The organism is Paramicrobacterium agarici, from assembly GCF_002563955.1.
GTDB lineage: Bacteria > Actinomycetota > Actinomycetes > Actinomycetales > Microbacteriaceae > Paramicrobacterium > Paramicrobacterium agarici.
In genome coordinates this window covers 1780316-1805843 of the sequence record NZ_PDJE01000001.1, presented here as the reverse complement: position 1 = coordinate 1805843, position 25528 = coordinate 1780316, and the positions used below count along the sequence as shown (strand labels likewise).

20 protein-coding genes are annotated in these 25528 nt (G+C 64.9%); 6 read left to right on the top strand and 14 right to left on the bottom strand.

The window, feature by feature from the left end:
* The first annotated feature begins 2 nt into the window (after positions 1-2).
* Both ATJ78_RS08855 and ATJ78_RS08850 read left to right on the top strand, forming a co-directional pair.
* A complete protein-coding gene (locus tag ATJ78_RS08855) occupies positions 3-1019 on the top strand; it encodes an AAA family ATPase (protein ID WP_098407263.1) in 1017 nt (338 codons plus the stop codon).
* Positions 1020-1021: 2 nt separating this feature from the next.
* On the top strand, positions 1022-2329 hold the full coding sequence (locus tag ATJ78_RS08850; RefSeq protein WP_098407262.1) for a DUF58 domain-containing protein: 1308 nt from the start codon (positions 1022-1024) through the stop codon (positions 2327-2329).
* Positions 2330-2392: 63 nt separating this feature from the next.
* Here ATJ78_RS08850 and ATJ78_RS08845 read toward each other — a convergent pair whose 3' ends face one another.
* The 3 genes from ATJ78_RS08845 to ATJ78_RS08835 all read right to left on the bottom strand — a co-directional run bounded on the left by ATJ78_RS08845 (position 2393) and on the right by ATJ78_RS08835 (position 5498).
* Positions 2393-3904 carry a catalase gene (locus tag ATJ78_RS08845; protein WP_098407261.1) on the bottom strand — a complete coding sequence of 504 codons (1512 nt, stop codon included), beginning with the start codon at positions 3902-3904 and terminating at the stop codon, positions 2393-2395.
* A 72-nt stretch (positions 3905-3976) separates the two neighbouring features.
* Positions 3977-4411 (bottom strand): Fur family transcriptional regulator, encoded by a 435-nt coding sequence (locus ATJ78_RS08840; protein ID WP_098407260.1) that lies wholly within the window; start codon positions 4409-4411, stop codon positions 3977-3979.
* Between the two features lie 67 nt (positions 4412-4478).
* The gene (locus tag ATJ78_RS08835; protein ID WP_098407259.1) at positions 4479-5498 is read right to left on the bottom strand and encodes a stage II sporulation protein M; all 1020 of its coding nucleotides are present in this window, start codon (positions 5496-5498) and stop codon (positions 4479-4481) included.
* Positions 5499-5515: 17 nt separating this feature from the next.
* On the opposite strand from ATJ78_RS08835, the gene ATJ78_RS08830 reads away from it, so the two are divergent.
* Positions 5516-6382, top strand: coding sequence for an RDD family protein (locus ATJ78_RS08830; RefSeq protein ID WP_098407258.1), 867 nt, complete (start codon positions 5516-5518; stop codon positions 6380-6382).
* A gap of 16 nt (positions 6383-6398) precedes the next feature.
* Here ATJ78_RS08830 and ahcY read toward each other — a convergent pair whose 3' ends face one another.
* Genes ahcY through ATJ78_RS08815 form a run of 3 tightly spaced genes read right to left on the bottom strand, consistent with a single transcriptional unit; the run spans position 6399 to position 9538 of the window.
* On the bottom strand, positions 6399-7871 hold the full coding sequence (gene ahcY, locus ATJ78_RS08825; protein WP_098407257.1) for an adenosylhomocysteinase: 1473 nt from the start codon (positions 7869-7871) through the stop codon (positions 6399-6401).
* Positions 7872-7892: 21 nt separating this feature from the next.
* Entirely contained in the window at positions 7893-9329 is a 1437-nt protein-coding gene (locus ATJ78_RS08820; protein ID WP_098407256.1) for a phosphomannomutase/phosphoglucomutase, read from the bottom strand.
* The gene (locus ATJ78_RS08815) at positions 9329-9538 is read right to left on the bottom strand and encodes a DUF3499 family protein (RefSeq protein ID WP_098409292.1); all 210 of its coding nucleotides are present in this window, start codon (positions 9536-9538) and stop codon (positions 9329-9331) included. Before ATJ78_RS08815 ends, ATJ78_RS08820 begins: the two co-directional genes overlap by 1 nt.
* Before the next feature lie 73 nt (positions 9539-9611).
* Here ATJ78_RS08815 and ATJ78_RS08810 point away from each other — a divergent pair, with 73 nt between their 5' ends.
* The gene (locus ATJ78_RS08810) at positions 9612-10064 is read left to right on the top strand and encodes a hypothetical protein (protein WP_098407255.1); all 453 of its coding nucleotides are present in this window, start codon (positions 9612-9614) and stop codon (positions 10062-10064) included.
* A gap of 2 nt (positions 10065-10066) precedes the next feature.
* Here the strand turns inward: ATJ78_RS08810 and ATJ78_RS08805 are convergent, their stop codons facing one another.
* The 4 genes from ATJ78_RS08805 to galE all read right to left on the bottom strand — a co-directional run bounded on the left by ATJ78_RS08805 (position 10067) and on the right by galE (position 15964).
* Positions 10067-11449 carry a DUF5719 family protein gene (locus tag ATJ78_RS08805; protein WP_098407254.1) on the bottom strand — a complete coding sequence of 461 codons (1383 nt, stop codon included), beginning with the start codon at positions 11447-11449 and terminating at the stop codon, positions 10067-10069.
* Positions 11442-14420: a glycosyltransferase family 2 protein gene (locus ATJ78_RS08800; RefSeq protein WP_098407253.1), complete on the bottom strand. Its 2979-nt coding sequence runs from the start codon at positions 14418-14420 to the stop codon at positions 11442-11444. The genes ATJ78_RS08805 and ATJ78_RS08800 overlap by 8 nt, the downstream gene beginning before the upstream one ends.
* Before the next feature lie 119 nt (positions 14421-14539).
* On the bottom strand, positions 14540-14860 hold the full coding sequence (locus tag ATJ78_RS08795) for a WhiB family transcriptional regulator (RefSeq protein WP_098407252.1): 321 nt from the start codon (positions 14858-14860) through the stop codon (positions 14540-14542).
* A gap of 141 nt (positions 14861-15001) precedes the next feature.
* Positions 15002-15964 carry a UDP-glucose 4-epimerase GalE gene (galE, locus tag ATJ78_RS08790; protein WP_098407251.1) on the bottom strand — a complete coding sequence of 321 codons (963 nt, stop codon included), beginning with the start codon at positions 15962-15964 and terminating at the stop codon, positions 15002-15004.
* 95 nt (positions 15965-16059) lie between these two features.
* On the opposite strand from galE, the gene hrpA reads away from it, so the two are divergent.
* Together hrpA and ATJ78_RS08780 are read left to right on the top strand one after the other, a co-directional pair.
* On the top strand, positions 16060-19896 hold the full coding sequence (hrpA, locus tag ATJ78_RS08785) for an ATP-dependent RNA helicase HrpA (protein ID WP_098407250.1): 3837 nt from the start codon (positions 16060-16062) through the stop codon (positions 19894-19896).
* Positions 19897-19961: 65 nt separating this feature from the next.
* The gene (locus ATJ78_RS08780; RefSeq protein ID WP_245836257.1) at positions 19962-20654 is read left to right on the top strand and encodes an ion transporter; all 693 of its coding nucleotides are present in this window, start codon (positions 19962-19964) and stop codon (positions 20652-20654) included.
* Positions 20655-20671: 17 nt separating this feature from the next.
* Here the strand turns inward: ATJ78_RS08780 and ATJ78_RS08775 are convergent, their stop codons facing one another.
* The 4 genes from ATJ78_RS08775 to nrdE form a co-directional block, all read right to left on the bottom strand.
* Positions 20672-21505, bottom strand: coding sequence for a sulfurtransferase (locus ATJ78_RS08775; protein WP_098407249.1), 834 nt, complete (start codon positions 21503-21505; stop codon positions 20672-20674).
* A 29-nt stretch (positions 21506-21534) separates the two neighbouring features.
* Positions 21535-22305, bottom strand: coding sequence for a thioesterase family protein (locus tag ATJ78_RS08770; protein WP_098407248.1), 771 nt, complete (start codon positions 22303-22305; stop codon positions 21535-21537).
* Between the two features lie 88 nt (positions 22306-22393).
* Complete coding sequence (gene nrdF / locus ATJ78_RS08765) at positions 22394-23374, bottom strand: class 1b ribonucleoside-diphosphate reductase subunit beta (protein WP_098407247.1); 981 nt, start codon at positions 23372-23374, stop codon at positions 22394-22396.
* A gap of 34 nt (positions 23375-23408) precedes the next feature.
* Positions 23409-25508: a class 1b ribonucleoside-diphosphate reductase subunit alpha gene (gene nrdE, locus ATJ78_RS08760; protein WP_098409290.1), complete on the bottom strand. Its 2100-nt coding sequence runs from the start codon at positions 25506-25508 to the stop codon at positions 23409-23411.
* Positions 25509-25528: the final 20 nt, after the last annotated feature.

The following is a 25528-nucleotide window of genomic DNA, read 5'->3' as shown; positions in this document are numbered from 1 at the left end:
CAATGACGAATCATCACGACTCGCCTCAGAACGCCACAGGCACCGCCCCCGAGGCCACGACGGACACGCACGACGACCTGCGTCAACGATTCGCTCAGGTGCGCGCGGAGGTCGCCAAGGCTGTCGTGGGGCAAGACGCCGCGGTGACGGGACTCGTCGTCGCGCTGCTCGCCCGCGGGCACGCGCTGCTCGAGGGCGTGCCTGGCGTTGCGAAGACGCTGCTCGTTCGGTCGCTGAGCACGTCGCTGTCGCTCGACACCAAGCGCGTGCAGTTCACGCCCGACCTCATGCCAGGAGACGTCACGGGCTCGCTCGTCTACGACACGAAGGCCGGTGAGTTCGAGTTTCGCGAAGGCCCCGTCTTCACGAACATCATGCTCGCAGACGAGATCAACCGCACGCCGCCCAAGACCCAGTCCTCTCTTCTCGAGGCCATGGAGGAGCGCCAGGTCTCGGCGGACGGCGTGACGCGCAAGCTTCCCGACCCGTTCCTCGTCGCCGCCACGATGAACCCGATCGAGTACGAGGGAACGTACACGCTGCCCGAGGCGCAGCTGGACCGTTTTCTCGTCAAGCTCGTTCTGGAGGTTCCCGAACGCGAGACCGAGGTCGAGGTGCTCCGACGGCACGCGCATGGCTTCGACCCCCGCGATCTGGCCTCTGCCGGGGTGACGCCCGTTGTGAGCGCTACCGACATCAGAGCGGCTCAGGATGCTGTCGCGAGCGTTGGCGTCACGGACGCTGTGCTGACATACCTCGTCGATCTGGCGCGCGCCACGAGGCAGAGCCCCTCGGTGCGCATCGGGGTGAGCCCGCGCGGCACGACAGCACTGCTCGCAGCGACGAAGGCCTGGACCTGGCTCACGGGGTACACATCGATCACCCCGGACCACGTGCAGGCGATGCTGATTCCCGTGTGGCGACACCGAGTGCAGCTTCGCCCCGAAGCCGAGTTGGAGGGCGTGTCTGTCGACGCGATCCTCACGTCGGTCATGCAGCAGGTGCAGGTGCCGTTCTAGTCATGGCGGTCACCGGCTGGTTCGTTGCGCTCCTGGCGGCGGGCGTGGTTCCCGTCATCGTTGTCGGACAGGCGACCGGGAACGCGTGGGCGCCGCTCGGGCTCTGGCTCGCGGCGTGCGTGCTTCTGCTGGTCATCGACGTCTCACTCGCCGGTTCCCCGCGACGCCTCAGCATTCTGCGCGAGCTCCCCGAGCGCGTGCGCCTCGGCGAGACCGTGACGAGCAGAATTCTGGTCTCAAATCAGGGCGAGCGCACGGTGCGCGCCATCGTGCGCGACGCGTGGCAGCCGTCAGCGGGAGCGACTGAGCCGCGCCAGCGTGTCGTGCTGCCGCCGGGAGAGCGACGCGCTGCGACGCAGCGGCTCACGCCCTTTCGACGCGGAGACCGCACGAGCTCCCATGTCACGGTGCGCTCGTTCGGGCCTCTGCGGCTCGGCGCGCGTCAGGCAACGCTGTCAGCTCCGGGGCGGCTGCGCGTGCTTCCGCCGTTCAACGCGCGAAAGCACCTTCCCAGCAGGCTCGCGCGCCTGCGAGAGCTTGACGGCGCGAGTCCCGTGATGGTGCGCGGACAGGGAACCGAGTTCGATTCGCTGCGCGAGTATGTGCGCGGAGACGATGTGCGTTCCATCGACTGGCGCGCCACCGCGCGGCGTCAGGACCTGGTCGTGCGAACGTGGCGTCCGGAACGAGACCGCCGCGTCGTCATCATCATCGACACCGGTCGCACGTCTGCGGCGCGAATCGACAACGAGCCGCGCATCGACACGGCGTTCGAGTCGTCGCTGCTGCTCGCGGCTCTCGCGACGCGTGCGGGAGACCGCGTCGACGTCGTCGCGTTCGACAGGCGCGTGCGCGGACGCGTGCAAGGAGCGAACGGTCCCGCGCTGCTGGCGCGCATGGTGGACACATTCGCAGGGATCGATCCTGAGCTTATCGAGATGGACTGGGATGCTGTGCCCGGGCAGGTGCGGGACATCACGGCGCACCGAGCGCTCGTCGTGCTGCTCACGTCGATCGACGCGCCTGGCGCCTCGCAGGGCCTGCTCTCGGTTCTGCCGCAGCTGACCCAGAAGCACACGGTTGTCGTGGCCAGTGTCACGGATCCGGACGTCGAAGCTGCCGTGTCGCAGCGTGATCGTCGAGAGGACGTCTATCGTGCGGCATCCGCTGAACGTTCGCTACTGGACGTCGCTCGCGTCTCGGCGGCGATCAGGCAGCAGGGCGCCGACGTGGTCACGGGGGCGCCCGCTGATCTTCCCCCGGCACTTTCCGATCACTACATCGCGCTCAAGGCCGCGGGTCGGCTGTAGCGGCCACCGTGCACGAATGCCCGGGAGCCGAGCGGCTCCCGGGCGTGTTTCGTGGCGGTCGTGCTAGGCGACGGCCTCTGCTGCTTCGGTGTCGGTGCCGTTGACAACGGGCGCTCCCGCTGCTCCCGCGGCCAGACGCTCCTCGAGCGCCGCACCGAGGTCGGCGTCGACGTTCTTCCAGTACTGGATCGCGCGAGCGCGGATGTCGTCGTTCTTCACCGCTCCCACGTGGCCTGTGATGGTGTCGAGGAAGCGAGCCTTCGCGTCATCGTCCATAACCTCGCGGTACAGTGTGCCGGCCTGCACGAAGTCGGAGTCTTCGCTGTGCAGAACCTGAGCGGACCGCACGAGCTCTCCGTCACTGGGGAATCCAGCGGCATCGCCCGCGACCTGGGGGTCTCCCTGCGGGCCTCCGAACGAGTTCGGCGCGTAGACCGGGCGGTCCGACGACGGGAAAGAGAAGCGGCTCTGGCCGTCCTTCGAGTACGAGTGCACGTCGACCTTCGGCGCGTTCACGGGCAGCTGCGCGTGGTTCGTGCCGACGCGGTAGCGATGCGCGTCTGCGTAGCTGAAGATGCGCGCCTGCAGCATCCGATCGGGGCTGGCCGCGATTCCCGGCACGAAGTTCGAGGGGGCGAACGCCGCCTGCTCGATCTGCGCGAAGTAGTTTTCGGCGTTGCGGTTCAGCTGCATCGTGCCGACCTTGACGAGCGGGTAATCCGCGTGCGGCCACACCTTGGTGACGTCGAACGGGTTGAAGCGGTACGTCTTCGCGTCTTCATACGGCATGATCTGCACGTAGAGCGTCCACGACGGGAAGTCACCGCGCTCAATCGCCTCGTACAGGTCGCGCTGGTGGTAGTCGGCGTCCTGGCCCGCGAGCTTCTCGCCCTGCTCGTTCGTGAGGTTCTCGATGCCCTGATCGGTCTTGAAGTGGTACTTGACCCAGAAGCGCTCGCCCTCGGCATTGATCCACTGGTACGTGTGCGAGCCGAACCCGTCCATAGTGCGCCAGGATGCCGGCAGGCCGCGGTCTCCGAGAACCCACGTCACCTGGTGGGCGGACTCCGGCGAGTTCGTCCAGAAGTCCCACTGCATATCGTTGTCACGCGTGTTGATGCCGGGAAGACGCTTCTGCGAGTGGATGAAGTCGGGAAACTTGATGCCGTCGCGAATGAAGAACACGGGCGTGTTGTTGCCCACGAGGTCGTAGTTGCCCTCCGACGTGTAGAACTTCAGCGCGAAGCCCCGAGGATCACGCCACGTGTCAGGCGAACCCTGCTCGCCGGCGACGGTTGAGAAGCGTGCGAGCATCTCGGTTGTCGTGCCCTTCTGGAACAGCGCCGCGCGCGTGTACGCGCTCATGTCCTCCGTGGCCTCGAACGTGCCGAACGCGCCACCGCCCTTGGCGTGCACGACTCGCTCGGGCACGCGCTCACGGTTGAAGTGCGCGAGCTTCTCGACCAGGTAGTGGTCGGTGAGCACGATCGACCCGTCGGCGCCGACGGTCTGCGAGTATCCGTCTGCGGCGACAGGCGAGCCGGTGTTCGTTGTCGTTACGGGAGTTTCAGACATACTTCTCCTTGATTGTGGGCATGGGTGATGACGCGATCGGACGATCGCACGTCGTGAAAAGAACGAGAAAAACTAGTCAGTGGCCTTCTGGCAGTCGGGACACACGCCCCAGAATGTGACGTCGGCCGTTGAGATGGCGTATCCCGCCGTGTTCGACGGTGTGAGGCACGGCGCCTCACCGACCACGCAGTCAACGTCTCGCACGGCTCCGCACTGCGTGCACACGACGTGGTGGTGATTGTCGCCGATGCGCCGCTCGTAGAGTGCGGGCGACCCGGCGGGCTCGATGCGCCGCACGAGGCCGACCTCTGTGAGCGCCGACAGCACTCCGTACACGGCCTGCAACGAGGTGTCGGGCAGGTCGTGGAGCACGGATTCGAAGATCGCGGCGGCATCTGCGTGCTGGTTGGTTTCGAGCACGCGCAGCACACTCCGCCTCGGGGCCGTGGCCTTCAGCCCCGCGTCGCGCAGCGCTGTGCTGAACTCGGCGTCCGTCGTGGTGTGCATATCAGCACTCTATCACTTGTTTTGACTCAGTCAAAAGAACGGAAGCCGTGTCGCGAGGCCTCGCCTTTCACGCCGCCGTGAGCGTCGTCGCCCCCGAGCCGAACGCGTCGAGGTCTCCCGTCTCGCCGTGGCGAGCCGCTCTGCGCCCGACGACGAGCATGTACGCGAGGAAGGCCGCAAGCGCGAGTGTTCCGATGCCGATCTTGATCGCCCAGCCGAGTGCTGGCTCAGTCTGCTCCTGCAGAGGCCAGGGCGTGACGAAGCCCTCGATGATTCCCGACACGAACAGAGCGATGACAAGCCCGACGACAACGGTGATCAGGCTACGTCCCTCGTGGGCGATTGAGTCAAGACGCGTGCGGCGCCCCGGAGCCACCCACGACCAGAAGATGCGCAGCCCCGCCGCGGCGGCCACGAAGATGCACGTCAGCTCGAGCTGGCCGTGCGGCGCGATGAAGAGAAAAAACACGTCACCCTTGTCGTACGCGAACATCACAGCGCCCGTGATGCCGAGGTTCTGCGCGTTCTGCAGCACGACGTAGGGCACCCAGACGCCGGTGATTCCGAAGGCGATGCACTGCGCGGCGATCCACGCGTTGTTCGTCCACACACGGCCGGCGAACGACGCCGCCGGATTCTCGGAGTAATAGGCGACGAACTCGTCGCGCGCGAGCGATGAGAGCTCGGACTCGCTGCCGAGGTTGGCGAGAACGCGCGGATCCTGCGAGATCCATACTCCGAACGCGAGAGCGATGAGTACTGTCGCGACGGTGACAGCGAGTGTGAGCCACCGCAGCCGGTACAGGGCTGCGGGCAGCTGAAGCATGAAGAACCGCGGAAGCTGCGACAGCGCGTTGCCCGCAGCTCCTGTAAAGCGCAGGCGCACTCGGGACAGCACGACGCTCAGTCGATCCCCGACAGCTGTCGATCCGGCCGTCGTCTTGATGGCCGACAGCTGCGTCGCGCCGGACTGATACCGCATGATGAGCTCGTCTGACTGCTCGCCCGTCAGCCTCGGAGTGCGCGAGAGCTCGTCGAGTCGCTCCCAATCCGATCTGTGGGCTGCGGTATAGGCATCAAGATCCATCTGATTAGATGATACCCATGAGCGAAGCCGTCACATTCTCGCGCGACGCCGACGAGTTCATCACCGGCGAGGCTGTCGCACTCGATGTTCGCTCGACGAGCTTTCTGCTGCGCGCGGCGGGCGCCATGATCGATGTTCTCGTCTCTGTCGCCCTGGCAGTGGTTCTCGTGCTGCTTCTCGTCATGTCGGCAGCACAGACCGGCATGGACACCGCCGCGATGCAAGCGTTCATGATCGCCATCATTGTCTTCTCCACGATCGTCGTGCCGACCGCTGTCGAACTGCTCACACGAGGCCGCTCGCTCGGTCGGCTCGCGATCGGCGCGCGCATCGTGCGCGACGACGGCGGCGCAATCGGCTTCAGGCACGCCTTCATCCGCGCCCTCGTCGGCTTCTTCGAGATCTATATGACGCTCGGAGGCGGCGCGGCCCTCGTCGGACTTCTCGGCGCCCGCTCCAAGCGCATCGGCGACATGCTCGCAGGAACCTACTCACAGCACGAGCGCGTCCCGCGCATCAGCCCGGCCGTGTACCCCGTTCCGCAGCACCTGACCGCGTGGGCCCAGGTCGCCGATGTCGCACGTCTTCCCGACCGGCTCGCACGGCGCATCGCGCAGTTTCTCTCCCAGGCCGCACGCATGACCCCGCACTCTCGCGCGCGGCTGGCACACGATCTCGCGAACGAGGCGTCAGCGCACGTCGCTCCGCTGCCCCAGACCGATCCGCTGTCGTTCCTCTACGCCGTCGCCGCTCTGCGTCGCGAGCGCAGCTACCGCGCTCTCATGCTCGAGCGCGAGCGGCTGCAGCGCCTGCAGCCGCTGTTGCACGACAATCCGCATTCGTTTCCGGCGCGCGTCCCGCAGCATCCGTCTCCTGCGCGGTGATCTCGGGCGCGATCGCTCAATACCGGTAGTGCTCGAGCTTGTACGGCCCCTCGACAGGAACGCCGATGTACGCCGCTTGCTCCGGCGACAGCGAGGTGAGCTCAACACCGAGCGCGTCGAGGTGCAGCCGTGCCACCTTCTCGTCGAGGCGCTTCGGAAGAACGTGAACGTCCGTCGAATACCGATCGCCACGCTCGTGCAGCTCGATCTGCGCGAGCACTTGGTTGGCAAAGGAATTGCTCATCACGAACGACGGGTGCCCCGTCGCGTTGCCGAGGTTCATGAGACGTCCCTCGCTGAGCACCAGGATCGAGCGACCCGTCGGCAGGCGCCATTCGTGAACCTGTGGTTTGATCTCGAGCTTCACAACGCCATCGATCGCGGCGAGGCCCGCCATGTCGATCTCATTATCGAAGTGCCCCACGTTCGCAACGATCGCCAGGTGCTTCATGGCGAGCATGTGCTCGGGACGAACGACAGCGCGGTTTCCCGTGCACGTGATGACGATGTCGACCTGGTCGGCGACGGACTCGAGCGTCGCGACCTGAAAACCGTCCATCGCCGCCTGCAAGGCGCAGATGGGGTCCACCTCTGACACGATCACGCGAGCGCCCTGACCCCGCAGCGCCTCGGCCGCACCCTTTCCCACGTCGCCATAGCCGACGACGAAGGCGACCTTGCCTCCGATGAGAACGTCGGTTGCCCGGTTGAGCCCGTCGGGAAGCGAATGGCGAATGCCGTAGCGGTTGTCGAACTTGGATTTCGTCACCGAGTCGTTGACGTTGATCGCCGGAAAGAGCAGCTCACCCGAACGCGCGAGTTCGTACAGGCGATGCACGCCCGTTGTCGTCTCTTCGGTGACGCCCTCGAGCTCGCCGGCGATGCGGGTCCAGCGGTCAGGGGATGCTGCAAGGGAGCGACGCAGCACGTCGAGAACAACGCTGAACTCTTCACTGTCAGCATCCGTCGCCTCGGGAACGTCCCCAGCAGCCTCGAACTCTCGGCCCTTGTGCACGAGCAGCGTGGCGTCGCCGCCATCGTCGAGAATCAGGTTCGGGCCGATCCAGCTCTCCCCCGCGGCTTCTGATTCGCTGCTCCAATCGAAGATGCGATCGGTGCACGCCCAATACTCGGCGAGGGTCTCGCCCTTCCACGCGAACACGGGAACACCCGCGGGCGCATCGATCGTTCCCTCGGGTCCAACGACAACGGCCGCAGCCGCCTCGTTCTGCGTCGAATAGATGTTGCAGCTCGCCCAGCGCACCTGGGCGCCGAGCGCCACGAGGGTCTCGATGAGCACGGCCGTCTGCACCGTCATGTGCAGAGAACCGGCAATGCGCGCGCCGGCGAGCGGCTGCGACGCACCGTATTCGTCGCGCAGGGCCATCAGGCCGGGCATCTCGTTCTCGGCAAGGCGAAGCTGGTGGCGCCCCGCTTCAGCGAGAGAGAGGTCGGCGATCTGGTAGTCGAAGGGCGCAGAACTGGTCATACGACCATTGTTCCACGCGGCTCAGGCGCGAATGAGCGACAGCACCTCGTCGCGCACAGCCTCCATCGTCGCAGCATCCTCGCCCTCGACGTTCAAGCGCAGTAGCGGCTCGGTGTTCGACGGGCGAACATTGAACCACCAGAACGGCTCGCCCTCCGGCGTGATTCCCGTTGCTGTGAGGCCGTCCATCTCGTCAAACTGCGCCCGCCCCTGGAACGCCTCGACGATGCGCGCATACGCCAGCGGGACGTCGTCGACCGTCGAATTGATCTCGCCCGACTGCCGGTAGGGGCTGAACTCGGCGGAGAATTCTGACAGCGGCAAGGGCTGCGACCCAAGCTCGGCGAGCACGTGCATCGCGGCGAGCATGCCGTTGTCGGCTCCCCAGAAATCGCGGAAGTAGTAGTGCGCAGAGTGCTCGCCACCGAAGATTGCTCCGGTATCGCGCATCTGCGCCTTGATGAGCGAGTGACCGACTCGCGTGCGCACGGGCTCGGCACCGCGGCTTTCGATGATCTCGGGAACGAAGCGCGACGTGATCAGGTTGTGCAGCACGAGCGGCCTCGCGGCCGGATCGCTCTCGCGCTCACGGGCGATCTCGCGCACGGCGACGATCGCCGTGACCGCAGAGGGGCTCACGGCGTCGCCGTTCTCGTCAACGACGAAGCAGCGATCGGCGTCGCCGTCGAAGGCGAGACCGGCGTCGGCACCGTGCTCCATGACGGCGCGAGTGAGGTCTGTGAGGTTCGCCGGGTCGAGCGGGTTCGCCTCGTGGTTCGGGAACGTGCCGTCGAGTTCGAAGTAGAGGGGAATGATCTCCACGGGAAGCGCCGCGAGACCCGCTGCTTCGCCCAGGACTGCGGGGACCGTCATACCGCCCATTCCGTTGCCGGCATCGACGACGATGCGCAGCGGTCGGATCTGCTCGAGGGGAACGACGGCACGCAGGGCTCGCGCATAGTCAGAGAGCACGTCAGCGGAGCGTTCGGTGCCCGGTGCGTCCACCGTGGGGATCCCGGATTCGAGATAGCGGATAGCGCGGTCCCTGATTGCTCCGAGGCCCGTGTCCATCGACAGGGACTGCGCGCCCGGACGCGACAGCTTGATGCCGTTGTACACCGAGGGGTTGTGGCTGGCCGTGAACATTGCCGCCGCGGCATCCATCGACCCCGACGCGAAATAGCTCTCGTCTGTGGAGCAGAGCCCGATCGCGACGACATTGCCGCCGCGTGCGCGCACGCCCGCACTGAACGCGGCGGCGAAGCGCGGCGAGGAGTCCCGCATGTCGTGTCCGACGACGACCTCGGTGCCTTCCGCGTCGATTTCATCCACGAACGCGGCACCGACGGCCTCGATGATCTCGTCGGTCAGATCGACGTCGACGAGCCCGCGCACGTCGTACGTCTTGACGGCGGCCGTCAGCCTCTCAGCCGCCGACCGAACCTGCTTCGCGCCCACTATGCCTCCGTCTGACTCGCATGTTTGATGATCTGCCACCCTTGCGGAGTGGAGAGCCGCTCCGCGTGCAGCGCACACAGATCGTAGCTGTGCGGCTCCCGTGACAGACCGAGTGGGCCGAGCACGGCCATCTGGTCCGCGTAGTCGTATGTGAGCGTCGAGACGGCCTCGCGGCTGCATCCGACTCGTGAACAGATTCTCTCATCCATCAGCATCAGTTTACGGTGACTTCACCACCGCTCCTCACCCCAGAGCGGGGCGCTCCTCACATACGATGGGAACATGCCCAGACGCATCTCCGGACGCGGAAAACGCGAGATGTTTCCTCGCCCCGCACACCGCCACGACAGGCACGGTCGTTCGGGGCGCAGCTCGGTTCTGCGCCCTCCGCTTCGGCCGCTCGCCGCACGCACGGATCTGTTCGCCGTGAGTGTCGCCGCGGCCGCCGATTATCTGCGCGGCGCGTACCCCGAGGAGCTCGGCGATGTGACGTTCATGGTGGCGAGCATGCCCGCGTCTGAGCAGCACGGCGACGGCATCGACCGTTGGAGCATCGACCGCTCTCGACGGAGCATCGTGCTGTATCGCGTTCCGGTTCAGCGTCTGACGCGGCTGCATCTCAACGACGATCTTCACCGGCGCATGGCGGCCGAGAGCTGCACGTTTCAAGCGGCTGCCGAATACCTCGGGCTCGACCCCTGGGATCTCGATCTCGGCGGGCACAGCTTTCACTGAGGTCATCGCACATAGACGTCGACGGGTTCCGATGCCGGCTTCGGCGCGGTGATCGTGAACGACGACACGGAGTCTCCGCCTGCGTAGGTCACGGCCGCCGAGAGCGGCGACTCCGGCGTCACGACGACCGGCCCGTCCAGCGCGTGCGTGTAGGTGGCCCCGGCCGCGATCGTCACGGACTCTGACCCGATGTCTGCGGTGGTCTCGGTCGCGCTTGCGTTGTGCAGAACGAGGCTCCGTCCTGGACCAGGTGCGGCGTCGACGACAAATGGCGATTCGAGTGGCGGAGCCGATGCGAACCAGGCGAAATCACCGCTCTTGTCGTCGGCGACGCTTGTGCGCGCGCCTGCGACGACGGGTTCTGTGGCGTCGATCTGGATGCTGTAGCGCCCCGGCTTGAGGTCGGTGAGCGGATACTCTCCCACGGTGTCCGCGGCGACATCGACAGCGAACGTCGAGACTTCGGCGCCCGCTTCGTCAGTCACCGTAGCCGAGACATGCGCGGGAGCTCCACTCGGCGCATAGATGCGAAGCGACGGCCGCCGATCGTCGTACTCCTGCGTATCGATCGTCGGCTGTTCCGCGTAGATTTGCACGCCGGGAATCGTCGTCGACTCGGACGGGTCGGTTCCGTGCCCGGCCATCTCGACACCAGCGGGAATGAGACCGCGGATCGACGAATGCTGAACCCACGCCTGAATATCGGTTCCCGTGCTCGTCACGTGCACGACGGGAGTCACGGTGTTCGGCGCAATCCCGGCCAGAGGAACAACTTTTTGCGAGCCTGCTTCGACGAGAATGCCGATTCCGTTGGGGCTGTCGATCGCCCCGTTCTCTCCGACGACCGCGATATCGACCATCGCGTCGACTCCCGTGGGGTTGTTGAGCATGACGAGGCTCGTGCGCCCGACATCGGTCGACCCGGCGACGAACCACATGTCGGAGCGTGTCTCCTGGCACTCGGCCGCGGCGAAGCCCGCGATCGTCTCTGTGCCGACAGACTGCGACTGGCTTGCCCCCATGGTTCCCGCGTCGCCGGATGCCGGGAGCGTGAGAGTCGCAGGTCCTGGAGCGTCACCACTGACGCCGGGCGCGGCGATCGTGGACGCGTCGATGCCGGTGTCTCCCGATGCCGAGGCCGCGCGCGACGGATCGCCCAAGCGCGTGAGTGCGGTCGCCGCGCTCGCCTCCTGTCCGACCTCGAGCAGGCTCCCCGGGCACACGCGCACCTGATCAGCGGCTTCGGGCGTCACCGTGACTGGAGTCGCGTCGGCCCGGTACGTCGGAACGTCGACGATCAGCGCGGCCGCGGCAATGACAGCGAGTGCGAGCACCGTCACCGCTCCCGCGCCCATGCGCATGCTGAATCGCAGGTGCTTACGCATGATCGTCGCTCTCCTTCTCTGATGTGGCGCCTTCGGGCGCTGGCGCGGCACCGGGCAGCGACACGACGTCCGCCCACTCCGGTTCTGCTTCGGCATCCGGATCGGCGAGCAGCGCCTGATCATCCGGTACCTCGCGCACGACCATTCCCTCGTTCGGGTCCCGTCGGCCGACCGTGCGCGGGCTCATACGGGCCGCCTCTCTCGAGCTGCTCGTCGGAATCGCAATGAGCAGCGCGATAAGCGTCACGGCGATGAGTGCGGCAAGCGAGAGAGCCGTTCCGACTGAGCGCACAGCACCTGGCTCGCGTCCGTCAACCTCCTCCGTCGTGCGCCAAAGGGTTCCGACGTCTGTCACGCCAACGTTCTCCAGCTCGGCGTTCGCGTCAAGAGCAGTTTCTGCACGCGACGCGACGGCGAGCTGTTCCTCGCTCGTCGCGTCGGGCGCCGGTGCGAGCAGCACGAATTCGATCCCCTGCTTCTGCAGATCGGGTGTGAATGCATGTCCGCTCACCGAGACGATGTTGCCCGTGAGCACGGCCAGGTCGCCGTTCGCGTCAGCGGCGAGCGAGCCTGTGTTCACGAGTGTCGATTGCCTGTCGAGAAACTCGCCCTCGCCCCGAATCACCGTCGCGACGATCGCCCCGTCTGATTCGGGAGTGATGCGAAGGGTGCCGAGTCCCGGATCGTCGTCGGCAGCCGCTGTGACATAGGCGGGCAGGGTGCGTCCATCGCTCGACGACACGGAGCCGTCTCCCAGCGGAACCATGATGAGCGCGGGTACGGCAACCGTTGCGACGGCCACTCCCGCGACGATCGCCGGAAGCCGACCGTGAACACGCAGACTGTCGCATGCAGAAACCGCAGCTCCCGTCATGCCGAGCCACAACAGGCTCAGTGCCGGCCCAGGCCAGATGCTCGTGGTCTGCGCGCCGACGAACGTCACGGCGACGTGTGAGGCCACGACGGCCGTGACGAAACCGAGCGCCGCGATGCACCAGAGGGCGAGGCCCCGCAGTGCACCGGGCAGGAACAGGCCGCTCAGCCCGACCAGAGCGACGATTCCCACGAGCACGGGAACGGCGATGCTTACGGCCATCGCATTCACGCCCAGTTCTGCTGCGGCATCCCGCCACCCGGCGAGACCTGTCTGCGGAATGCCGAGAAGCAGGTCGACGACAGACACGTCTGGTGAGATGATCGGCTTGCCCGGATCGGCAAGGAGCGCGATCCACCGCCCGGATTCAACCCCTTGCTGCCACACGAGAGGCCCGAAGAGGGCGATGAGCGGGACTGGAACGAAGAGTACGCGCCCGAAACGGGCACGCGCAAGAACGACGACAACGAGCCACAGCACAAGCAGAGCGGGAATCAGCGACGGCGCGCACGCCGAGACAAGAGCGAGCAGAAGGGATGCTGCAGCGGCAGCGCCCCACGAGCGCGCGGCGACGACTCCCGCCGAGAAGAGCACAGGCAGCAGAATGTGCGCGATGACGGCGGCCGGACGTCCCTCGGCCAGGGCGATCAGGAAGGTCGGCGCGAGCGTCCAGGCGATGGCGCCCAGGTTGCGGTAGCCGCTGCGCTCCGTGAGCCGCGTCATGGCGAACCAGCCCGTGAGCGTTGCAAGAGGAAGCGCGAGAATCCAGAGCAGGACGAGCGAATACGACGGCTGCCAGAACGTGAGGGTGCCCAGAAGAGCCAGAACGACAGCGAATGGATCTGCCGCTCCGACAAAGCCGTCGCCGACGCTGCGCCAGCCGTAGCCGACGTTCTGCCAGAGGCTCCAGACGTCGCCGCTGAGCGGAAGGAGCGCCCCTCCGGCAAGCGTCGTCGCGGGAACGAAGCGAATGAACAAGATCGCTCCCGTGACGAGTGACGCGAGCACGATCCATCCGCCACCGCCCGTGAAGAAGCGCAGGTCACTCCGCTCGACGGCCCCGAGAGGCACGCCGTCTTCACGTTCCAGGCGCTTGCGGCGGGCGACTTCGCGGCTTGACATCTTGAGATCGTTGAGTGTCGACCAGCCGACCGTTTTAGCTGCGGCGAGTCGTTTGCGGGCCGCCGCCACGTGGGTGCCGCCGAACACTACCCACGCCGCCGCTCGAAATTCCGCTGCGATGAGTTCCGGCTGCTTGCGGATGAGCAGCGCGATCGAGCGCGCAACGGCAAGAGGGATGAGAAGAACCCAATGCCAGAACAGCGAGACGCGAGGGGCGTAGACGAGCCGCCGATGAAGTTCTGCCGTACGGGAGAGGCGAGCGCGCCTCTGTTTGACGCTCCATCGGCGAGAGCGTGGCGCACCGGCGATGCCATCTCCCGAGACCGCGACGACGGCTCGAGGCGCCAGAACGACGCGTCGCCCCGTGAGCCGAGCGCGGACGCAGAAATCGAGACCATCGTCAATCGGACCGAGTGCCGGGTCGAAGCCGTCGACCTCGCGCCACACGGTGTGCCGCACGAGCATGCCGGGAGACGCGACAGCGAGCACATCGCTCATGGTGTCGTATTGCCCTTGGTCGAGCTGATCGTCGACGTAGGTCACGGTCTTGCCGCGGGTCGTCATCGTTTCACCGATGCCCCTGAGCCGGGAGGCGTCATTCCAATCCACGAGCTTCGGCCCGGCAACCGCTGCCGAGGGCGCTGTCTCGAAGCGCGCGAGCAGCTGTTCGAGCGCGTGCGGGAGTGGAGCGTTGTCTTGTGCGAGCAGCCACAGGAAGTCATCGTCTCCCCGGGGATCCTCAAGCGTGCGTTCTCCCTCGGCGAGCGCGCGACCGAAGGTCAGCTGCTCCTTCGATGTGAGAAGACGATCGATCGGTCGCTCCTCAAGTAGCCGCCGTACCTCGTCAGACGCGTCGAACGCGATGGCGACCACCGCATCGGCACGACGGGTCTGACTGTCGAGCGCGTCGAGCGTGCGGCGCAGGTGCTCGACGTCGCGGTGGGCGACGACGAGTGCGGTGACTCGTGTTTCCATATGGGCTCAGCTTATGTCGGCTTTGCCCGAGACACGCGTTGCGGCACGCCCAGTCGAAAACGCGGACGCCGACGAGGCCTTTGCCTCGTCGGCGTCCCGCGTCCTGCTGCCGTGACCAGTCAGCTCGCCCGCTTCTTGAGCCTCCGGCGTTCACGTTCAGACAAGCCGCCCCAAATGCCGAATCGCTCGTCATTCATGAGCGCATACTCCAGGCACTCGGACCGAACTTCACAACTGTCGCAGATGCGCTTGGCATCACGCGTCGAGCCGCCCTTCTCGGGAAAGAACGCCTCGGGATCGGTCTGAGCACACAGCGCATCTGCCTGCCACGCCAGCGGATTGTCATCATCGACATCCCGCCGAACTCCAGGGACCCCCAACTGAACCGGGTCGACGAACCAGTCATCGGGAACTCCGGAACGATATTCTGGCAGTGCCATATCGTCTCCCCACCTTGTGTTACCCGCAACACGCCGGTTGACGCGTTCAATAAATTACACCCCTGTAATTCGTTTCGGTCAAGTCGTAGATCGTAAACCCTCAACCCTCGATCGAGGGTTCACGACTCACCGAGAGTTATCTCATTGTGCTGAGCGACGTGCGCTCCACGCGCTCGAGACCATGTCGGCGAGGCTGTGGCGCATCACCCAGTCGAGATCACGGGCCGCGCTCTCCCCCGTCGACACGATTCGCGCGGGGTCGCCGGCGCGGCGAGGCGCGATCTCCGGCGTGAAGTCGATTCCGGTCACCTCGGCGACGGTCGCCATGATCTGCCCGACAGAGACGCCGTCGCCTGACCCCAGGTTGTAGACAGGCTCAAGCACCTGACCAGCATCCAGACTCTTCGCCGCCGAAACATGCGAGGCGGCGAGATCGGCGACGTGAATGTAGTCGCGCACGCAGGTTCCGTCCGGGGTCGGGTAGTCATCGCCGTTGATGCGCGGCGTCTGGCCCCCGAGCAGCGCGTCGAAGACGAGGGGAAACAGGTTGTGCGGGCTCGTGTCGTACACGTCGGAGTAGCCCGAGCCGACGACATTGAAGTAACGCAGCGACGTGTGGGCGAGCCCCATCGCGATTTCCTGGTCCCGCAGCATCCATTCGCCAATGAGCTTGGACTCGCCGTAGGGCGACTCGGGAGCTTTCGGAGTGTCCTCGGTAACGAGATCCACGTCAGGCGTGCCGTAGACGGCGGCGCTCGAGGAGAACACGATCTTGTCGACTCCCGTGCTCTGCATCGCCTCGAGAAGGATGGCGGTGCCCGTGACGTTCTGCTCGTACGTGTGCAGCGGCTTCTGAACAGAAACGCCGGCGTACTTGAACCCGGCGACGTGAACAACACCCGTGACGTTGTGCTCGCGGAGCGTTCGCTCGAGCATCTCTCTGTCGAGGATTGAGCCGCGCACGAACGGCACCGAGTCGGGAACGAAGTCAGCATGGCCGCTGGAGAGATTGTCGAGCACGACCACGTCGATGCCCTCGGCGCGGAACGCCCGAACGACGTGCGCGCCGATGTACCCGGCGCCTCCGGTGACCAGCCAGGCCATGTGTCCTCCTTGAAAGTCGCGGTGGAGCGCTTCGCCCCGCAACGAGCATAGCGACGACGGCCGTGCACAGCCATCCGCCGGTAAGATGGAGGGCTATGTCATTTTCGGTCTCGTATCCGCCTGAGCTTCCGGTCAGCCAGAAGCGCGACGACATCGCGACAGCGATCCGTGACAACCAGGTGGTCATCGTCGCGGGAGCGACCGGGTCAGGAAAGACGACGCAGCTGCCCAAGATCTGTCTCGAACTCGGCCGCGAGAGCATCGGGCACACGCAGCCGAGGCGTCTCGCGGCGCGAACGATCGCCGAGCGGATCGCCGACGAGCTGGGCAGCGAACTGGGGGCGACGGTCGGGTACCAAGTGCGCTTCACCGACCGCGTGTCGAAAGACACCCGCATCAAGCTCATGACCGACGGCATTCTTCTGAACGAGATTCACAGAGACCGGATGCTGCGTGCCTACGACACGATCATCATCGACGAAGCCCACGAGCGAAGTCTCAACATCGATTTCCTCCTCGGGTACCTCAAGCAGCTGCTGCCGAAGCGGCCAGACCTGAAAGTGATCATCACGTCGGCGACGATCGACCCCGAGAGCTTCTCGCAGCACTTCGACGACGCACCGATCATCGAAGTCTCCGGCCGCACGTTCCCCGTCGAGATTCGCTACCGCCCGCTCGTCGCCGACGACGAGACGGAGTCCGACGACGAAGACGCGACGCATTCCTCGACGGACGACCGCACGATCGTCGACGGCATCGTCGACGCTCTCGACGAGCTCTCCCGCGAGTCGAATGGAGGCGTTCTCGTCTTTCTCAGCGGAGAGGCGGAGATCCGAGACGCCGCCGACGCGCTGCGCAGCAGGTTTGCGAATGAGCGCGGCGGTGTCACGGAGGTTCTCCCCCTGTACGGGCGCCTGAGTTCGGCCGACCAGCACAAGGTCTTCCGGCCGTCTGAACTGGCGGGCGTGAAACGACGCGTCGTTCTGGCGACGAACGTGGCCGAGACCAGCCTCACGGTTCCGGGAATACGCTACGTCGTCGACGCGGGCACGGCGCGCATCTCGCGCTACAGCGCGCGATCGAAGGTGCAGCGTCTACCCATCGAAGCCATTTCGCAGGCATCGGCGAATCAGCGATCTGGGCGATCGGGCCGAACAAGCCCCGGCATCGCCATCCGCCTCTACTCCGAAGAAGATTTCGAGCGGCGGCCTGAATTCACCGACCCGGAGATCCTGCGCACGAATCTGGCATCGGTCATCCTTCAGATGGTGTCGCTCGGGCTCGGTGATATCCAGGCATTCCCGTTCCTGCAGCCACCCGATCCTCGAGGCATCAAAGACGGCGTCGACCTGCTCACTGAGCTCGGCGCGCTGCCGCCAGGCCACGGCGCGCGAACGACGCCGAAGCTCACCAAGGTCGGCCGCGATCTGGCGCGGCTTCCCATCGATCCCCGGTTCGCTCGCATGGTCGTGGAGTCGAAACGCTGGAACACGTCCCGCGAAGTGCTCGCGATCGTCGCGGCCCTGACCATTCAGGATCCGCGCGAGCGTCCCCTCGAGAAGCGGCAGCAGGCCGACGAGCTGCACGCGAGATTCGTCGATCCGACAAGCGACTTCCTCACGCTCCTCGGGCTCTGGAACTATCTCGAGGCGAAGCAGCGCGAGCTTTCGTCGAGTGCATTCCGCAGACTCTGCAAACGGGAGCTTCTCAACTACCTGCGCGTGCGCGAGTGGCAAGACGTGTATCGGCAGCTCAAGCGCCTCGCAAAGCCGCTCGGTCTCACCCTCGCCGCGCCCGCGGTGAATCCCGACGGCATCCATCGATCGCTGCTGGCCGGGCTGCTCTCGCACATCGGGCTCAAGGATGCTGCCGCAAGCACATCACGAAAAGGAACGACGTCTGGCCGGCCGCCGAAGAAGGGCGACTACATCGGCGCGCGCAACACCCGATTCGTCATCTTCCCCGGTTCGGCCCTCGCGAAGAAGCAGCCGAACGCGATCATGAGTGCGGAACTCGTCGAGACGAGCAGGCTCTTCGCGCGCACGAACGCGTCGATCGACCCCGCGTGGGCCGAGCAGATCGCGGGAGATCTGTGCAAACGCAGCTATTCCGAACCGCACTGGGAGAAGAAGCAGGGCGCTGTTGTCGCCTACGAGAAGGTGACGCTCTTCGGCGTACCGATCGTGCCCCGCAGGCGCATGCAGTACGCCCGCGTGGACGTGCCGCTGTGCCGAGAGCTCTTCATCAGGCACGCTCTCGTCGACGGAGAGTGGGATTCCCCGCAGTCGTTCGACAAGGCGAACACGCGTTTGCGTCGCGAACTGGCCCGCGTTGAAGAACGCACGCGCCGACGCGACATCCTGTTCGACGACGAAGCGGTCTTCGAGTTCTACGACGCGCGAATTCCCTCAGACGTCGTGTCGACGCGCTCCTTCGAGGGCTGGTGGCGCACTGCGCGTCGCGACGCTCCGGAGCTGCTCACGATGAAGCCCGACGACCTTCTTCCGCAAGATGTCCCCGCCGTCGACGACGAGGCCTTCCCTCCGACGTGGCGGCAGGGTGACCAGACCCTCAAGCTCACCTACCGGTTCGAGCCGGGCAGCGAGCGAGACGGTGTGACCGCTGCCGTTCCTCTCGCCCTGCTCCCCCGGTTGTCGCCGGCGGGCTTTGACTGGCAGGTTCCGGGATTCAGACACGAACTCGTGACGGCTCTCATCAAATCACTCCCGAAGGCACTGCGGCGCAATATCGTTCCGGCCTCCGACTGGGCGGCAAAGCTGCTGGCCGAGCTCCCCGATGCGCCGCCAGAGCCAGAATCGACGGATGCTGACACGCTCACTGCCTCGCTCGCGATCGCGGTGAAGCGCCTCGCCTACATGCCCATCGAGGCCGACGATTTCGACATCGACCGCGTACCGGGGCACCTGCGCATGACTTTTCGCGTTGTCGACGAGAAGGGGCGCGAAGTCGCGGCATCCAAGGATCTCCGACGGCTGCAGCAGCGGCTCAGCTCGCGCGTGCGAGACAGCGTCGCTCGGGCAGCATCGACGCGCGCTCCGAGCCGCATCGAGAGAACGGGGCTGACGACGTGGGACGTCGATGAGCTGCCGCGCTACGTCGACACCCGGCAGGCTGCCGGAGTCATCCGGGGATACCCGGCGCTTGTCGACGACGGCGAGAGCGTCTCGATTCGCATTGAAGCTTCTGAGCGCGACCAGCGCAGGGCGATGCCAGGCGGCATCCGGCGCCTGCTCCTGCTCGCCACCGCAAACCCTGCGTCGTATGTGCAGTCCCACCTGACATCCGCCGAGAAGCTGACGCTCGCGGCGAGTCCGTACCCGTCCACGCCGCAGCTGATGAACGACTGCCTGCTCGCGTGCGTCGATGACGTGCTGCTTCGAATGCACCCCGACGGCATGGTCTTCACGCGTGCTCAATTCGAGGCCGTGCGCGATCGCGTGTCGTCGTCGGTCATGGATGCCATGTTCGAGGTGGTCTCACTCACGGCACGCATTCTCACGGCAGCGCGTGAGGCCGACAAAGCGCTGAAGCGCGTGAGCAGCATGGCGCTAATTCCAGCGCTGACCGATGCCAAGCAGCAGCGTGAGGGTCTCGTGTTCGACGGGTTCGTGTCGAGGACCGGACGCGAGCACCTCCAGCATCTCCCGCGTTACCTTGCGGCGATTAAGCATCGCGCAGAGAAGCTCCCCGACAACCCGAACCGCGATCGCGTGTGGATGACAGACGTGCAGACCGTGACCCAGCGCTTCGAAGATGCTGGCGGCACCATTCCGCTTGCGCCCTTCGCAGCAGACAAGCTCGTGACCGCGCGCTGGCTCATTGAGGAACTGCGCGTGAGCTACTTCGCGCAGCACTTGGGCACCGCTCAAACGGTCTCGCCGCAGCGCATTCAGAAGGTGCTCACCGCCTGATCCCGCGCCGCGAGTTGGTAGCGTCGAACCAATCGGCGCAGCTGTGTGCGGCGAAGAGGAAGGCGATGATGACGAGCGGAGAGACACGGGATACCGCCGCGGCCCGCGAGGCAGAGCGCATCAGCGATGCCGAAGCGCTCGCGCGGCACCTCGACCGTCCCATGGGAATCCTCGGGGTCATCTTCGTCTTCATCGTGCTCGGTCAGCTTCTCGCCGAGAACCCCGTTCTCATCACGGTGCTGACGGTCCTCAGCTGGGGCTTCTGGGCAATCTTCGTCGCCGAATTCCTTCTGCGCGCGTACATCGCTCGATTTCAGAAGGCCTTCTGGAAGCGAAACTGGTGGCAGATCATCTTCCTCCTCGTACCGTTCCTGCGGTTCTTTCGGGCGCTGCAGGCGTTTCGCCTCGTGCGGCTGACGCGATTCGCGCGCTTCGGCAGCGTCATCTCGGCCGGTATCCGCGGAACGCGTTCGGCAGGACGACTGCTCACGGGACGCATTGCCTGGCTCGGCGCGGTCACCGCCGTCGTCGTGCTGGTGTCGAGTCAGCTGCTGTACCTCACCGGCTCATACGAGACGTATGGGCAGGCACTGCACGAGGCCGCACTGGCAACGATTACGGGCGGCGGCATCGACAGCACGAGCGCGCTCTCGCAGTTTCTGCAGATCGTTCTCGCCGTGTACTCCGTCGTGGTGTTCGCCACTCTCGCCGGCTCACTCGGCGCCTACTTTCTGCGGCCGCAGCCCTCAGAGCAGTAGCGTTTCGGCACCCTCGTTCACCGTCCCGTCGCGACAGGGCGATCACTGTGGTTCGACCATTGGCTCCACGATCCGGGAAAGAGGGAGGCTGTCACTCCGATCTCGTGCAGCGCGAGAGCGGTATGGGCCGCCGTAACTCCTGAGCCACAATAGGTGCCGACCTCGACTCCCGGTTCGACTCCGATCTCGCGAAACACGTGCGCCAGCTCATCTGCGTCTGCGAAGATGCCGTCGCGCAGGTACGACGCCGCAGGAACATTGGCTGCCCCGGGAATGTGTCCGGCGCGAGGGTCCAACGGCTCCGTTTCCCCGCGGAAGCGCTCCTCGGCACGCGAGTCGGTGAGCACTCCGTCGTCGGCGAGCGCAGCCGCCTCATCCATCGTGAGCGTCGGCCGACTCCCGGGCATCAGGTCAACGTCGCCGCGCGCGGGCACCACGTCTCCACTCTCGACCGGCAGACCCGCAGCCTGCCACGCGGCGATGCCGCCGTTCACGACGCGCACGTCGCGGATTCCTGCCCAGCCGAGCAGCCACCACGCGCGTGCCGCGCCCATGTTGTTCCACGCGTCGTACGCGATCACCGTATCGCCGTAGCAGATTCCCAGCCTTCGTGCGGTCTCCTGCAGCGCAGCGATGTCCGGAAGCGGGTGGCGCCCCTCGGTCGCCGGTTTCCCCAGAGCAGCGAGATCGGTGTCGAGGTCCACGTAGACGGCGCCGGGAAGATGCTCGCGCTCATACTCCGCCCTGCCATGCGGGCTGTCGAGCCTCCAGCGCACGTCGAGAAGCCGCACAGTCGACGAGCCCTCCAGCATCCCTCGAAGCTGCCGGGGCGTCACAAGGGCCGATGTCATGTTCCTCCTCTGTCTCGATCGCCAGGCGGTCAGCGCCGCCGCAACGTGAGAATCTGCTCTGTGCGTGCAAACGGACCGAGCTCATCGTTCAGGATGCTTGAGGTCAGCCCGACGCCATCGGGTCCGTACTGCTGAACACCGTCGATGCCGAGCCACTCGCCCTGCGGCAGGCGGTGCACGTGAATCTGCAGATCGACGTTGGGGTACAGCAACCGGTCGGGATGCTCACGACCGGAGAGGCCATTTGCCGTGTCGGCAAGTCTCACGAGGTGCGCGAGCGGCGACACATCACCGATGTCGACAAGCGGATGCTGCGACCGCAGCCACGTCTGCCTGGCGCCGGGACGAGGCTCGCCGAGGGTTCTGAATTCCAGCGACTCAATATAGCCTCCGGGCCACGGCGACATACCGTTCCACTCGGCCGCGGCGGCGAGCGGCTGCATGGGAGCATCCTCAATCGCCGAGATATCGGCAGTGTCTGAGGTCGCGAGCAGCCAGGCGCGGGCCGAGATCGCGACTCGATCACCGCAGATCATGTCGGCCTGCACGAGCTCGATCGTGCGGCCGGGGCGCAGCACCTGAGTGCGCACGCTGAACTGTCCTGCGTGAATGATCCCGTAGATCTCGAAGCTCAGCCGGGAGATGCGCAGCCCCGGCTTCGCGAATTCCCCATCGATCACGTGCGTCAGCAGCCCCGATGCTGGAGCCATGTGCTGCTCGTGTTCGTTCCAGGCCCCCTGGGCGTGGATCGTCGATTCAAAGGTCAATCCGCCGAGGTCGCGGTAGTACGGCTTTGTCATCTCGTTCAGTCTGCCACGTTCCCCGACACGAGAACGGGGTGGATGCTGTCGCGTGTGCAACAGCATCCACCCCGTTCATTCGTGCGATCTAGAAGTCCCAGTCCTCGTCTTCGGTCGACACGGCCTTGCCGATGACGTACGACGATCCCGACCCCGAGAAGAAGTCGTGGTTCTCGTCGGCGTTCGGCGAGAGCGCTGAGAGGATCGACGGATTCACGTCGGTGACCGTCTTGGGGAACATCGGCTCGTATCCGAGGTTCATGAGCGCCTTGTTGGCGTTGTAGTGCAGAAACTTCTTCACGTCTTCGGTCAGACCGACGCCGTCATAGAGATCCTGCGTGTACTGCACCTCGTTCTCGTAGAGCTCGTAGAGCAGGTTGAACGTGTAGTCCTTGAGCTCCTGCTGCTCTGCCTCGCCGAGCTTCTCGACGCCCTTCTGGTACTTGTAGCCGATGTAGTAGCCGTGCACGGCCTCATCGCGGATGATCAGGCGAATGAGGTCTGCCGTGTTGGTGAGCTTGGCCCGGCTCGACCAGTACATGGGCAGGTAGAAGCCCGAGTAGAACAAGAACGACTCGAGCAGCGTCGAGGCGACCTTGCGCTTGAGCGGTTCGTCACCACGGTAGTAATCCATGATGATCGCTGCCTTGCGCTGAAGGTTGTCGTTCTCGACCGACCAGCGGAACGCCTCGTCGATCTCCTTCGTCGAGCACAGCGTCGAGAAGATGGACGAGTAGCTCTTCGCGTGCACGGACTCCATGAACGCGATGTTCGTGTACACGGCCTCTTCGTGCGGTGTGACAGCGTCGGGAATGAGCGAGACGGCGCCGACCGTGCCCTGAATGGTGTCGAGCAGCGTCAGCCCCGTGAACACGCGCATCGTGAGCACCTGTTCCTGCTCGGTGAGCGTGTTCCACGACTGGACATCGTTCGAGAGCGGCACCTTCTCGGGTAGCCAGAAGTTCCCGGTGAGGCGGTGCCACACCTCGACGTCCTTTTCGTCCTCGATGCGGTTCCAGTTGATGGCCTGCACCTGCTCGACCAGCTTCAACTTCTCGGGAGGGGTCACGGGTTCTTACTACCTTTCACAGATAACGATCTAGTCACAACATGCAGGAGACGCACTCGGACACGTCAGTGCCCTCGAGGGCCAGCTGACGGAGACGAATGTAGTAGATCGTCTTGATGCCCTTGCGCCATGCGTAGATCTGCGCACGGTTGATGTCTCGAGTCGTAGCGGTGTCCTTGAAGAACAGCGTCAGCGACAGACCCTGATCGACGTGCTGAGTTGCCGCAGCGTACGTGTCGATGATCTTCTCGTAGCCGATCTCGTACGCGTCGGTGTAGTACTCCAGGTTGTCGTTCGTCATGAACGGCGCCGGGTAGTACACGCGGCCGATCTTGCCTTCCTTGCGAATCTCGATCTTCGACGCGATCGGGTGAATCGACGACGTGGAGTTGTTGATGTACGAGATCGATCCCGTCGGGGGCACAGCCTGAAGGTTCTGGTTGTAGATGCCGTGCTCCTGCACGTCGGCCTTGAGCGCCGCCCAGTCCTCCTGGGTGGGAATGTGAACATCGGCGAACAGCTCGCGCACGCGCTCTGTCTGCGGCTCCCACACCTGATCCGTGTACTTGTCGAAGAACTCACCCGAGGCGTACTTCGAGTCGGCAAACCCATCAAAGGTTTCGCCGCGCTCCTTCGCGATCGCGTTGGAGGCGCGCAGCGCATGGAACAGCACCGTGTAGAAGTAGATGTTCGTGAAGTCGATGCCTTCTTCGCTGCCGTAGTGCACGTGCTCACGGGCGAGGTAACCGTGCAGGTTCATCTGGCCGAGGCCGATGGCGTGCGAGCGGTCATTGCCGTCCTCGATAGAGCGAACTGAGCTGATGTGGCTCTGGTCGGACACCGACGTGAGGCCGCGGATCGCCGTCTCGATGCTCTTGCCGAAGTCGGGCGAGTCCATCGTGAGAGCGATGTTCTGCGACCCGAGGTTGCACGAAATGTCCTTGCCGATCTGGTCGTACGACAGGTCGGTGTTGTATGTCGTCGGCGTGTTGACCTGCAGGATCTCCGAGCACAGGTTCGACATGTTGATGCGACCCTTGATCGGGTTCGCACGGTTGACCGTGTCCTCGAACACGATGTAGGGGTAGCCCGATTCGAACTGAATCTCCGCGAGCGTCTGGAAGAACTCGCGCGCATTGATCTTCGACTTCTTGATGCGCGGGTCGTCGACCATCTCCTGGTACTTCTCACTCACCGAGATGTCGCCGAAGGGAACTCCGTAGACACGCTCGACATCGTATGGCGAGAACAGGTACATGTCCTCGCCCTTCTTGGCGAGTTCGAACGTGATGTCGGGAACCACAACTCCGAGAGAGAGCGTCTTGATGCGAATCTTCTCGTCAGCGTTCTCTCGCTTGGTGTCGAGGAAGCGCAGAATGTCGGGGTGGTGCGCGTTGAGGTAGACGGCACCGGCTCCCTGACGCGCTCCGAGCTGGTTCGCGTAGCTGAAGGAGTCTTCGAGCAGCTTCATGACCGGAATGATGCCAGAGGACTGGTTCTCGATCTGCTTGATTGGGGCGCCCGACTCACGGATGTTCGACAGCAGCAGCGCAACTCCTCCACCTCGCTTCGAGAGCTGAAGCGACGAGTTGATCCCGCGTGAGATCGACTCCATGTTGTCTTCGATGCGCAGCAGGAAGCACGAGACGAGTTCGCCGCGCTGGGCCTTGCCCGTGTTGAGGAACGTCGGAGTCGCCGGCTGGAAGCGCCCGGAGATGATCTCTTCGACCAGGTCGATCGCCAGCTTCTCGTCGCCCTGCGCGAGGCCGAGAGCCGTCATGACGACGCGGTCCTCGAACCGCTCGAGGTAGCGTTTGCCATCGAACGTCTTCAGAGTGTACGACGTGTAGTACTTGAAAGCGCCGAGGAAGGTCTGGAAACGGAACTTCTTCGAATAGGCCAGGTCATTGAGCTTCTGGATGAACTCAAAGGAGTACTGGTCAAGAACGTCCTTCTCGTAATACTCCTTCTCGACGAGGTAGTCAAGGCGCTCCTTGAGCGAGTGAAAGAAGACGGTGTTCTGATTGACGTGCTGCAGGAAGAACTCGCGAGCCGCTTCCCTGTCCTTGTCGAACTGAATCTCGCCATTCGCTCCATACAGATTGAGCATGGCGTTGAGCGAGTGGTAGTCCATGCCGCTCTCCGTCGCGACCG